The sequence below is a fragment of the Thiorhodococcus drewsii AZ1 genome, from assembly GCF_000224065.1.
Taxonomy (GTDB): domain Bacteria; phylum Pseudomonadota; class Gammaproteobacteria; order Chromatiales; family Chromatiaceae; genus Imhoffiella; species Imhoffiella drewsii.
This window is the reverse complement of sequence record NZ_AFWT01000008.1, coordinates 1-12,283: the sequence shown is the minus strand read 5'-3', so window position 1 is coordinate 12,283 and position 12,283 is coordinate 1. Positions and strand designations below refer to the sequence as shown.

The window sequence follows — 12,283 nt, the reverse complement described above, 5'->3', positions numbered from 1 at the left end:
CCGGAGGCTCCTTAAAGTAATGGGCTACCAGCTACCAGCTACCAGCTACCAGCTACCAGCTACCAGCTACCAGCTACCAGCTACCAGCTACCAGCTACCAGCTACCAGCTACCAGCTACCAGCTACCAGCTACCAGCTACCAGCTACCAGCTGAGTGTAAAACGGCACCGAAGATCAGTCGCCAAGCCCTGCACGTGGCTTGGCACCGTGCCATTGGAGATAGAGTTCGCGGCTTCTGAGTGGACGATCGCCAAGATGTGGGGCCAGCATGCGTCGCAGCAACGCGCGTGCCTCGCGCCTCGGCGCATGTTCGAGCGTCTCTCCGCGCGCCAGCGCGATCAGGGTCCGACCCGAGACTAGCGGTCCGTCGCTGTCCGACTCGACCCGACGTACGCCCTCTTCCAACTCGACCAGATACCAGGCATCGGCTATCACGGCGTCGCCGGCCATCTCCCGATCCAGACTCAGGCCATATCCGAGTTCTCGGAGCAGGTCGAGTTCGAAGCGTCGCAGCAGGGTTTCCAAATCGAGCCCGCCGGCCAAGCCGAGAAGCGCGCCCCGGTAGACGTCGAAGAGCCGGTCATGCGGATCGTCCCGACCGAGCAAGCGCATCAGCAGTTCATTGAGATAAAAGGCGCCCAATAGCGCCTCGCCAGTCAGCGGCAAGGGAGGTCCATCGGACTCGACACGGGTTAGGGTCCGCACCTCGCCGCGTCCGGTCGCGTCCAGCCAGAGCGGCTGAAACGGCTGCAGCAAGGCGCTCGCCGGATTACGTGGACGTCGCGCGCCCTTGCAGACGGCGGGGAAGCGTCCACGACCCTCGACGAAGAGATCGACCAGCAGGCTCGTGTTGCTGTAATCGCGCCGATGCAGCACGAAGGCGGGCGAGAGTCCGCCCTGATAGGCTGCGGGACATCCGCTCATGTCGCCCCGGATACGCAAGAGCCGCGATCTGGCCCAGCGACTGGCTTAGTGATCCTCGTTGTTGCCGTAGCCGAGGCTCGCGATGGCGGCCTCGTCGCTCGACCAGCTCTTCTTGACCTTGACCCAGACATCCAAATGGACCGAGCAATCGAAGAGCTTCTGCATCTCTTGGCGCGCCTGGCTCGCGACCGCCTTCAACGCCTCGCCCTGCTTGCCGATGATGATCGCCTTCTGGCTCGAACGCTCGACCCAGATCAGAGCATGGATGCGATAACGACCGTCCTGTTCCTCGAAGCGCTCGATCTCCACCGTGGTGCGATAGGGCAATTCCTCGCCATAGCGCTGCATCAGCTGTTCGCGCACCAGTTCGGCGGCGAAGAAGCGCTCGGAGCGATCCGTGACCTGGTCCTCGGGAAACACTGGCGGCGCCTCGGGCAGGGCCTCGATCACCGACTGCTCCAGCGCCTCGATCTGATCCCCTCGGCTCGCCGATACGGGAAACAGGGCCAGAAAGGAATGCCGCTCGGAGAGCGTCTGCAGATAGGGCAGCAGAGACGTCTTGTCGGCGACCCGGTCGACCTTGTTGATGACGGCGATCGCCGGAACGCCGGCCTTGACGATCGCCTCCAGTGCATCGCGGTCCTCATCGGTCCAGCGCAACGCCTCGACAACGAGGAGCGCGAGATCCGTATCGGCGAGACTGGCCCGCGCGGAGCGATTCAGATAACGATTGAGCGCGCTTCCTCCGCGCTGATGGATGCCGGGCGTATCGACGAAGAGGATCTGGCCCTCGGGACGGGTCTTGATTCCCAGAATCGAATGCCGCGTAGTCTGCGCCTTATGCGAGGTAATCGCCAGCTTTTGACCCAGAATGCGATTCAATAGGGTCGATTTGCCGACATTCGGACGCCCGACGATGGCAACGTAGCCACAACGTCCGACAGCGGACCCGGTGTTGGATTCAGGCATTCTCGATTTTCTCCAGCATCGCCTGCGCGGCGGCCTGCTCGGCTCGACGCCGGCTCGTGCCCTCGCCCCGGGTGCTTTCGTTGAGGTCGTTGAGCAAACAGCTCACGGTAAAGGTTTGATCGTGCTGATTGCCGCCGATCGAGAGCACCACATACTCGGGGAGCGGACGCTTGCGCGACTGCAGCCACTCCTGGAGACGCGTCTTGGGATCCTTTCCGGCATGCGCGGCATCCGTCTGCTCCAAACGACCCGCGAACAGATTCAGCACCACCTTACGCGCGGCATCGAAGCCGCCATCCAGATAGACGGCGCCGAACACGGCCTCGAGCGCGTCGGCCAGAATCGAGTCGCGCGCATGGCCGCCCGTACGCAGCTCGCCCGCACCGAGACGCAGGTAGTCCCCGAGCTTCAATCCACGCGCGAGCTTGGCGAGCGATTCTCGCTTCACCAGCGAGGCCCGCAGCCGACTCAGCGTGCCCTCGTCGGCCTGAGGGAAGCGCAGACAGAGCGTCTCCGCGATCACGAACCCAATCAGCGCGTCGCCCAGAAATTCGAGCCGCTCGTTATTCGTGGGTCCGACGCTGCGATGCGTCAACGCCTGTTCGAGCAAACCGCCCTGCTCAAAAAAATGCCCCAATGCCTGTGCGAGGCGGCGTGGATCAGCGTTCACTGGGTCTGGACTTCCACCTGGTCTTTGAAGCTTGTTACGGCATCGACGTTGAAGAAGAGATGCACGCGCTGCTCGTAGTCGAGCGTCACCTGATAGGTCTTGCTGTCGAGCTTCTTGATCGTGAACTCCTTCTGAGTCGGAAACGACATCATGTTGATATCCAAACGCTTTCCAATGGCGCTCGCGATACCTCGCGCACCGCCCTCGATCGTTTGGTTGGGACTCGCGACCTCATGCAAGATAGTGCGGGCGGTCCAGAAATTCTGATAGGTCGGACCGACCTTCAAGAGAATCGTCACGAAAAAGGCGGCCAACCCGATCACAAAGATGAAACCGAACAGACCCAAGCCGGCCTGACGCGATGGCCCCAGGCGCGAAACACCAACCCATGAACTCGACATATCGACATGCTCCGAAATCAATCGATTGCGCTCCCCAAACGCGACCAGGCGATCGGGAAGCCGTCACGCTGTCCGTCCCAATGCATCCAGATACCGAATGCCTTGCCGACCAGATTTTCCTCGGGGACGAACCCCCAGCAGCGGCTGTCGTTGCTGTTGTCCCGATTGTCCCCCATCACGAAGTAATGCCCGGGCGGCACGACGACGGGGCCATGCGCGAGGACCCGGCAACCGAAGGGAAGATCGGGCGCGGCAGGGCGCGTCAAAATGCTGTGATCGACTCCATCGAGACTTTCCAGCGCCTCTCGCGCACCGGTCATCTCTCGTCCCGAGCCAACGCCGGTGTACTCGCCGACCGGCAGCTGTGCCATCGGTTGATCGTTCACCAGCACCGTCTTGTTGCGATAGTAGACCTTATCTCCAGGCAGACCGATGACGCGCTTGATGTAGTCGACCTTGGGATCCAGCGGATACCGAAAGACCACCACATCGCCGCGATGCGGCTCACCGAGGTCGAGGAACTTGGCGTTGAGCACCGGCAGACGCAGACCGTACGAGAATTTGTTGACCAGGATGAAATCGCCGGTCAACAGGGTCGGCATCATCGAGTTGGACGGAATCCGAAAAGGCTCCACCAGAAAGGAGCGCAGGATGAGTACCGCGAAGATCACGGGAAAGAAGGAGCGGGCATACTCGACCAGGACCGGCTCCTTGTAGGGCGTGCCCGCCTCGACCGCTTTACGCCGCCGCGGGGCGAAAACGAGGGCGTCGACCAGCCAAATACCGCCGGTCAGAAAGGACGCCAACACCAAAAAAGCCGGAAAATCAAAGGTCATGGTCGACTCTGTCACTTAGTTCTCAATTCCAAGGGATCAATTATCTTTGCCCGATTGCAGCACGGCAAGGAAGGCCTCCTGTGGAATATCCACCTTGCCGACCTGCTTCATGCGGCGCTTGCCCTCTTTCTGCTTCTCCAGCAGCTTGCGCTTACGAGAGACGTCTCCGCCATAGCACTTGGCGGTCACGTTCTTGCGTAGCGCCTTCACCGTGGTCCGAGCGATGACCTTGGAGCCGATCGCCGCCTGGATCGCCACCTCGAACATCTGGCGCGGGATGATTTCCTTCATGCGCTCCGTCACATCGCGTCCGCGCGACTGCGACAGTGAGCGGTGGACGATGGAGGACAGTGAATCCACCTTGTCGCCATTGATGAGGATGTCGAGCTTGACCAGATCGGACGACTGGAAATGCTTGAATTCGTACTCGAAGGAGGCGAACCCCCGGCTGCAGGACTTGAGGCGATCGAAGAAGTCGAGCACCACCTCGCTCATCGGCAGGTCGTAGGTCACCTGAACCTGGCCGCCGACATAATGAATCTGCTTCTGGACCCCGCGCTTTTCGATACAGAGCGTGATCACGGCGCCCAGATAGTCCTGGGGCACCAGGATATGCGCCTCGATAATGGGCTCACGGACCTCGCGAATCTTGCCCGAGTCGGGCAGATCGGACGGATTGTCGATGCGGATCACCTCCTCGTCCGTGCACAGCACCTCGTAGACCACGGTCGGTGCGGTGGTGATGAGATCCAGATTGTATTCGCGCTCCAGCCGCTCCTGGATGATCTCCATGTGCAGCATACCGAGGAAGCCGCAACGGAAACCGAATCCGAGCGCCTGGGACACCTCGGGCTCGTAATTCAATGCCGCATCGTTCAGACGCAGCTTGCCTAATGCCTCGCGCAGGTCTTCGTAATCATCCGAAACGACCGTATAGAGACCGGCGAACACCCGAGGTCGGACCTCTTTGAATCCGGGCAGCTTCTGCGCGGGACGGTCGGCCAACGTGATGGTGTCGCCCACCGGGGCACCGTCGATTTCCTTGATGCCGGCGATGAGATAGCCGACCTCGCCCGCCGACAGACGCTCGCGCTCGGTCTTCTTCGGCGTGAAGACACCGACGTTGTCAGCCTGAAAGGATCGACCGGTCGACATGATGAGAATCTTGTCGCGGCGACGGATGGTGCCATTGACGACCCGCACCAGCGAGACCACGCCGACATAGGGGTCGAACCAGGAGTCGATGATGAGCGCCTGCAGCGGTGCATCCACGTCGCCTTGCGGCGGGGGAACCCGCTCGACCAGCATCTGCAGCAGATCGGGAATGCCCTCCCCCGTCTTGGCGCTGACACGCAGGGCGTCCTGGGCCTCCAGACCGATGATCTCTTCGATCTCGTTGATGACCCGCTCGGGCTCGGCGGAGGGCAGATCGATCTTGTTGAGAACCGGAATCACCTCCAGCCCCTGCTCGATCGCCGTATAGCAATTGGCCACGCTCTGGGCCTCGACGCCTTGCGCGGCATCGACCACCAGCAGCGCACCCTCGCAGGCCGCCAGGGAACGCGAGACCTCGTAGGAGAAGTCGACATGCCCGGGGGTGTCGATGAAGTTGAGCTGATAGATCTCGCCGTTGTGCGCACGGAAGTCGAGCGTCACGCTCTGCGCCTTGATAGTGATGCCTCGCTCGCGCTCCAGGTCCATGGAGTCCAGCACCTGGCTGGACATCTCACGATCGCTGAGTGCCCCACTGATCTGGATGAAACGATCGGCGATCGTCGACTTTCCATGATCGATGTGAGCGATGATCGAAAAATTGCGGATATGACTGAGGTCGGTCATCGATATTCAGGAGGCCCAGAGGCAAGTGAAAGCGGTACGCCAGACGCCGCCGAAACGGATCGCAGTCCATGGGAAAACGCCGATCGAGCCTTCGGAGGACCATCGGAAAATAAGAGATCGGGTCCGAATCGGCGGATCACGAAGGAAACTGCGCGCTGAAGAACGCGCAATAGTAGCAGACCTGAAGGAATCCGGCGCGATCAAACGAACGGATTGTCCGCCGCCTTTGCGGCGGACAATCCATGACTCCCGAGCCAGAATCAGCTCTTGGGAACCTTGATAGCGTAGAACATGCGGCTCTCTCCGCGTTGCACGAGTACCGCCACAGGTTTACCCGGCGAAACCGCATCCAGGATCTGATTGAAACCGGACACATTCGCAACCGGCTGATTGTCGAACATGAGAATGACGTCGCCCGGCGCGATTCCGGCATCATCCGCCGGCCCAGGATCCACGCCCTCGACCAGGATGCCGCCCTGAGCGAGGCCCAACTGCTGACGCTGATCGGCGGTCAGATCGCGCACCACCAGACCGACTCGATTGGCCGGCTCCTCCAGCGGAGCCTGACCGGGGGATGCGGCCTGCTCCTCATCCGGGAGTTCCTCGATCTTCACGCTCAGATCGACCTTCTTACCGCGTCGCAACACCTGCAACTTGGCCTCGGCACCGACCGCCGTCTCGCCGACCAACGGCGGTAAGGTGCTGGAGGTGACCACGTCGCGCCCATTGAAGCTGAGGATGACGTCGCCCGGGCGCAGATCGGCCGCCTCGGCCGGGCTGTTCGGCAGCACCTGGGCCACCAGCGCCCCCCTCGGCTGAGGCATCCCGAAGGACTCGGCCAACTCGCGGGTCACGTCCTGAATCAAGACGCCGAGCCAACCCCGACTGACACGCCCCTTGGTCTTGAGCTGGTTGACCACGTCCATCGCGACGTCGATCGGGATGGCAAAGGACAACCCCATGAAGCCGCCGGTGCGGCTGTAGATCTGGCTGTTGACGCCGACCACATCGCCGTCGAGGTTGAACAAGGGGCCGCCCGAGTTGCCCGGATTGATGGCGACATCCGTCTGGATGAAGGGCACATAGTTTTCGGTCGGCAGACTGCGCCCCTTGGCGCTGACGATCCCCGCCGTCGCCGAGGACTCGAAGCCGAATGGCGAACCGATCGCGAGCACCCATTCGCCGACCTGCAAATCCTTGGAAGAGCCGATCCGAGCCGTGGGCAGATTCGTTCCGTCCACTTTGAGAAGCGCGATGTCGCTGCGCTTGTCGGTCCCAACCAGCGTGGCGACGAATTCGCGGCGGTCGCTGGTGCGTACCACGATTTCATCGGCACTTTCGACCACGTGCGAGTTGGTCAACACGTAACCGTCCGAGGACACGATGAAGCCCGACCCGAGCGAACGGGCCTGAATGTTGTCGTCCGGAAGATCGCCCTCCTCGCCGAAGAAGTGGCGGAAAAAATCCTGGAGCGGGCTGTCGTCCGGCAGGTCCGGAAGCGAAAAGCCGCGCAGGCCGGGCGTGGTGGCGGTCGTCGTCTGCTTGGTACTGATGTTCACGACGGCCGGCCCGTTCTTCGCAACGAGCGCAGTGAAGTCGGGAAGTTCGCGACTGACGGCCATCCCAGGCGCCAGCGCGCAACAGAACAGGGCGATAAAGGCGAGTGACAGGGCGGGTGAGGATCGCATGGATGCTCCGTTAATCGCGATCGCGCGTTTCGCAATGCGCCGCAGGCACTGCGACGGCGATCGAATGGGGTTCTAGTCGTTTGAGAATCAATGACTGGCGCTCTGGGTGCCGCACCGATAAGACACTGTAGCGACGCAGCCAAAGCAATGCCAGTGTCAGCCCCAAACCCGCGCCTAGGAGACTCGCGATACCGCGATAATCGCCACCCCAGGTGTCGCCCACCATCGCTCCGCCGATCAGCGCAAGCACCGGGACGAGATAGGCGGCGATCGAGGCGCGCAACAAGCCCTGCTCGCTGACCCCGACCACGACCCGCTCGCCGACGCCGGCACTCGGCACATTGAGCAGGGTCAGCTCGCCCGGACGCCGTCCGAAGAAACGTTCCAGCAAAGAGGTCCCGCAGGCGTTGCTCACTGAACAATTGCCGCAAGCCCCACGACGCTCGGTGCGAACCCGCGCATACCGCCCGATAACGGCGACCACGGTTCCCTCTTGCTCAATCATCTCACGCCTCAGTGCGCCGAGCGTACGTGACGCACGCCGGCAATAGCGGTTTGAACGGTCTCCAGAGGCACTTCCCCGACCACCGTCACCTGATACCCATCGACACGACGACCGACCGCGTGCACGGCGCCGATATTGGCCGAGCCTTCCAAACCATCCGAAGCACCCGCCTCGATGTAGACGGAATAGGACGAGAGGCGATCCGTGAAGAGGTAATGCTCGACCGTCGAGTCGTCTGTCTGTTTCAAGCCGTTATGCATCACCAAATCGAATCCCGCCGGCGGATCCTCGAAACGCCACTCACCCTCGCTCCCAGCGACCGGCGCATTGCGCACCGAGGGCGGACCATCGCGTGGTGGCTCTCCGTCCGAGGGTTGCAGACTGATCGCGGTGAACATCAGCTGTTCGAGCGGTTCCCGATTGGCATCGATCAGGTCGGACTTGAGCGGCAAGGCCGTCTTGCGATCGATATGGAACTGATATCCATAACGCAAATTGTCACGCGGGATGATGCCGACCACGTCCGTATCGCGTCCGGCAACTCGCGCGGACCCGAGCGCCGCGATCCGGTAATAGCGTCCCAGAACCGTCGGATCGATGCCCTTGGCATCGAGAAAACCGGGACCGTTCTCGGCTTCGACCGAGATCGGGTGACCGTTGGGCAACACGCACATGACACGATCATGCTGGCGGGCGGTCGCCTGAACGGGACCGCTCAACGAAATGAGACGCTCCTGGACCTGACCCTTCTCGACACGATGCACCAGACTCAAGGCATCCAGACGATTTTCATGCAGATAGACGACGGTGCCCTCGTAACTCAGAACGCGCACCGCCTCGGCCATCCGCGCAAGCAGCGCGCTCACGTCCTCGGAGGGTGCGGCGATCACCTCACTCGCCCCCTGGTCTCCAGCAAACGTCCAGGGCGCAGCCCCGAAACCACAGATCCCAACCCCGAAACACACGACCGCGCGCCTAAGAGCCGCCCCGCTCAAACGGAGCCCCCCGTGCCGATCAACGCGGCAGTTCATAACCGACGAGTGTCGCATATGGCAGCATGCCCTTGGCCCCTGTCGTCGGCGCCGTCGCTTGGTGGGTCACCAGGAAGAGGTCGAGCTTATTGGCCACGTCCGGGCGATTGAGATGCCAGCGCTGCGTCGACGCCGGCGCCACGGCACGCTCGACGAAGCGAGGCGAGGAAGCGACCGGCTGGTCGTCCTGCAACAGATCCTGATAGAACATCGGCCCCATGAGGAATACCGCGAAGGCAACCGATGCGGCCAGCGCCATTCCGGCCGCGCGCTGCAATTGGTGACGTCCGGGCCAGCGCCTGCGGCGATGCGCCAAAATGACAGGCTCGGCATCCAATGCGCACCGAACGGCATCGGCGATCCGCCGATGTTCAAGGTCCAGGGGTTCTCCTCGGATCGCCTGGCCGATCAGGTGGTAACGCTCCCAACTCCCGCGCAACGAGGGGTCGCACGCGAAGTCATCGAGCAATCGCGTTACGCTTGTGGAGTCGAGCTCGCCATCCTGAAGTTCCGAAAGTCGCTGTTTGTGCTCGTCGGTCATCGTCTTACGCCTGAGCTGATTATCTATGCCATTGTCATATCGAGATCGAGTATTCGCCTCAGCCTTGTCGCCATGACGACCCTCCTGCAAGTCATCGCCATGTCTGTTTTGGACCACGACATCGCTCATGCCTCGAGCAATGGACGCAGCCGCTTGTCGATCGCCTCCCTGGCACGGAAGATCCTTGATCTGACGGTTCCGATCGGGCACTCCATCGCCGTCGCGATCTCGTCGTAACTCATCCCCTCGAATTCGCGCAACATGATGGCCGTGCGCAGATCCTCCGGGAGATCGTCGAGCGCTCCCTGAATAGTGCTTGCGATCTCGTCCGTCAGCAGAGCCCGCTCGGGCGTCGCGGAATCGCGCAACCGACCGCCTCCGTCCATCTGCTCGGCCACCTCGGTCTCAACATCGTCTCCCGGTGGCCTGCGGCCCTGCGCCACCAAATGATTCTTGACCGTGTTGACAGCGATCCGATAGAGCCAGGTGTAGAAGGCACTCTCGCCGCGAAATCCAGGTAGTGCACGATAAGCCTTGAGAAAGGCGTCCTGGGTCACGTCCAAGACTTCGCTCGGATCTCTGAGATATCGCGAAATCAGGTTAGATACCTTTTGCTGGTATTTGAGGACCAGCAGGTCGAAGGCGCGCTTGTCTCCCGACTGAGCTCGCACCACCAATTCTTGGTCGGTTTGACGCTCCGTCATAGGACAGGCCCCGTATGGCATCTAGCCATGGGTTCCGTTGGCATGGACAATCCACCGAAAGGGAAGTTCTGGGCCGCGAACGGATGCGGCCGATTCGAGTCGAATAAAGTGCGGTATTTTGACCTAGGTCCCGATTGCAAAGCCCTTGAAATACCGGATGGCGACAGGCCATCGACGCAGCAGTTGGCGAACCGCCGCCGCCTGGGGCCGGCAGAGCGTCCGCCCTTCATACGAGTGATTCCATGTCCGCAAACTATTTTCGCCACGACGTTCTCATTCTCGGCAGCGGTGCTGCGGGACTGAGTCTCGCCTTGCGACTGCACGACGACCTCTCGGTCGCGGTCGTGTCCAAGCGCGAGTTGATCGAAGGCAGTACCCGTTACGCCCAGGGCGGCATCTCCGCCGTGCTCGACGCCAAGGACTCGATCGAGTCGCACGTGCAGGACACGCTCAAGGCCGGGGCCGGCCTCTGCGACCCAGAGGCCGTGCGCTTCGTCGTCGAGCGCGGACCGGCCAACATCCGCTGGCTGCTCGACCAAGGGGTCGAGTTCACCCGAGACGAGGAATTCGTCTCGGCCGGCGGCTATCACCTCACCCGCGAGGGCGGACACACCCATCGTCGCGTGGTTCACGCCGCAGACGCCACCGGAGCGGCGGTCGCCAACACCCTTGAGGGCAGAATTCGAGCCAAAAGCAACGTCACGCTGTACGAACAACATATCGCGGTCGATCTCATCACCTCCAGACACCACCCAGGCCAAGAGCAAAATCGCTGCCTGGGGGCCTATATTCTCGATCGCGGAACCGGCCAGGTCGAGACCTTCCTCGCGCGCTTCGTGATCCTGGCCACCGGCGGGGCCAACAAGGTCTATCTCTATACCAGCAATCCCGACGTCTCCACCGGAGACGGCATCGCCATGGCCTGGCGGGCTGGCTGTCGGGTGGCCAACATGGAATTCATGCAGTTCCACCCGACCTGTCTTTATCACCCGGAGGCCCGCACCTTTCTCATCAGCGAGGCGCTGCGCGGCGAAGGCGCCAGACTCCTGCTGCCAGACGGCGAGCGCTTCATGCCGCGCTTCGACCCCCGGGCCGAACTGGCCCCAAGGGACGTCGTGGCCCGCGCCATCGACCATGAGATGAAGCGCTTGGGGTCGGAGTGCCTCTATCTGGACATCTCGCATCGCCCCTCGGACTTCGTCGTCGAACATTTCCCCACCATCCACGCGCACTGTCTCGAACTCGGGATCGATATCACCCGCGAGCCCATCCCCGTCGTTCCCGCCGCACACTACACCTGTGGCGGGGTCATGGTCGACCATCATGCGCGGACCGACCTGCTCGGTCTCTATGCGAGCGGCGAAACGGCCTATACCGGATTGCATGGCGCCAACCGCATGGCCAGCAATTCGCTGCTGGAATGCCTGGTCTACTCGGAGTCGGCCGCGCAGGACATCGAGCGGCTGATGGACCGGTACCCGGACCCGGTCGAGGTCCCGCACTGGGACGAGAGCCGCGTCACCGAACCCGACGAGGAGGTCGTGGTCACCCACAACTGGGAGGAGCTGCGCCGCTTCATGTGGGACTACGTCGGAATCGTCCGCACCAACAAGCGACTGAGACGCGCCAAGCGCCGCACCGAGCTCTTGGCGCAGGAGATCATCGAGTACTACAGCAACTTCCGGGTCAGCAACGACCTCATCGAGCTGCGCAATCTACAGGAAGTCTCGAACCTCATCATCCAATCTGCGCTGCGCCGTCGCGAAAGCCGAGGACTGCACTACACGCTCGACTTCCCCTTCAGGGACCCGAGCCAGCACGGCCCGACCATTCTGATTCCGGATACCTATCAGCCAAAGGAAAAGGATTGAACTCGACTTTGGCCATTTTCTGGCCCCAGAAGAAGGAGGGAGTAATGGCCCCATGGAAACATGTAGAATCGGGAGCGACCAGAAAATAGCATGACCAGGACAGTAGGTCCTGGTCGGTATCAGCGCGCACAGCCACTTGTTTGAGTCCTCACGCAAAGCCTTAACGCATCCCATTACACAGAACTCTGAGTGTACGATAGCGAACTATTTTTTCTGAGACATGTTGGAGCACACGATGGGCTGGGCGTCGGAAGAATTGGCCTCGATTGATCTGGGTGACACGCGCCGCAACCGGCGCGCGATT

Annotated in this window: 13 protein-coding genes; 2 read left to right on the top strand and 11 right to left on the bottom strand. The window is 61.7% G+C overall.

Translation table 11 applies throughout. The features are described 5' to 3' along the window. Positions 1–174: 174 nt before the first annotated feature. The 11 genes from recO to rpoE all read right to left on the bottom strand — a co-directional run bounded on the left by recO (position 175) and on the right by rpoE (position 10,108). Positions 175–924, bottom strand: coding sequence for a DNA repair protein RecO (recO, locus tag THIDRDRAFT_RS06795; protein WP_007040082.1), 750 nt, complete (start codon positions 922–924; stop codon positions 175–177). Between the two features lie 45 nt (positions 925–969). After that, positions 970–1,893, bottom strand: coding sequence for a GTPase Era (gene era / locus THIDRDRAFT_RS06790; protein ID WP_007040081.1), 924 nt, complete (start codon positions 1,891–1,893; stop codon positions 970–972). Beyond that, the gene (gene rnc / locus THIDRDRAFT_RS06785; protein ID WP_007040080.1) at positions 1,886–2,563 is read right to left on the bottom strand and encodes a ribonuclease III; all 678 of its coding nucleotides are present in this window, start codon (positions 2,561–2,563) and stop codon (positions 1,886–1,888) included. The genes era and rnc overlap by 8 nt, the downstream gene beginning before the upstream one ends. Continuing rightward, a complete protein-coding gene (locus THIDRDRAFT_RS06780; protein ID WP_007040079.1) occupies positions 2,560–2,964 on the bottom strand; it encodes a DUF4845 domain-containing protein in 405 nt (134 codons plus the stop codon). The genes rnc and THIDRDRAFT_RS06780 overlap by 4 nt, the downstream gene beginning before the upstream one ends. 17 nt (positions 2,965–2,981) lie before the next feature. After that, positions 2,982–3,800 (bottom strand): signal peptidase I, encoded by an 819-nt coding sequence (gene lepB, locus THIDRDRAFT_RS06775; protein WP_007040078.1) that lies wholly within the window; start codon positions 3,798–3,800, stop codon positions 2,982–2,984. 36 nt (positions 3,801–3,836) lie between these two features. After that, positions 3,837–5,639, bottom strand: a complete 1,803-nt coding sequence (lepA, locus tag THIDRDRAFT_RS06770) for a translation elongation factor 4 (protein ID WP_007040077.1) — start codon at positions 5,637–5,639, stop codon at positions 3,837–3,839. Between the two features lie 260 nt (positions 5,640–5,899). Then, positions 5,900–7,327 carry a DegQ family serine endoprotease gene (locus THIDRDRAFT_RS06765; protein WP_007040076.1) on the bottom strand — a complete coding sequence of 476 codons (1,428 nt, stop codon included), beginning with the start codon at positions 7,325–7,327 and terminating at the stop codon, positions 5,900–5,902. A gap of 10 nt (positions 7,328–7,337) precedes the next feature. Next, positions 7,338–7,832 (bottom strand): SoxR reducing system RseC family protein, encoded by a 495-nt coding sequence (locus tag THIDRDRAFT_RS06760; RefSeq protein WP_007040075.1) that lies wholly within the window; start codon positions 7,830–7,832, stop codon positions 7,338–7,340. Between the two features lie 8 nt (positions 7,833–7,840). Beyond that, a complete protein-coding gene (locus tag THIDRDRAFT_RS06755; RefSeq protein ID WP_245535791.1) occupies positions 7,841–8,722 on the bottom strand; it encodes a MucB/RseB C-terminal domain-containing protein in 882 nt (293 codons plus the stop codon). 124 nt (positions 8,723–8,846) lie between these two features. Further along, the gene (locus tag THIDRDRAFT_RS23655; protein WP_007040073.1) at positions 8,847–9,404 is read right to left on the bottom strand and encodes a sigma-E factor negative regulatory protein; all 558 of its coding nucleotides are present in this window, start codon (positions 9,402–9,404) and stop codon (positions 8,847–8,849) included. Positions 9,405–9,529: 125 nt separating this feature from the next. Continuing rightward, positions 9,530–10,108, bottom strand: a complete 579-nt coding sequence (gene rpoE / locus THIDRDRAFT_RS06745; protein ID WP_040844157.1) for an RNA polymerase sigma factor RpoE — start codon at positions 10,106–10,108, stop codon at positions 9,530–9,532. A gap of 242 nt (positions 10,109–10,350) precedes the next feature. Between rpoE and nadB the strand changes: the two genes are divergently transcribed. After that, on the top strand, positions 10,351–11,979 hold the full coding sequence (nadB, locus tag THIDRDRAFT_RS06740; protein WP_007040071.1) for an L-aspartate oxidase: 1,629 nt from the start codon (positions 10,351–10,353) through the stop codon (positions 11,977–11,979). Between the two features lie 220 nt (positions 11,980–12,199). Then, a partial coding sequence (locus THIDRDRAFT_RS24465; RefSeq protein ID WP_342610827.1) for a transposase DNA-binding-containing protein occupies positions 12,200–12,283 on the top strand: 84 nt, incomplete at its 3' end.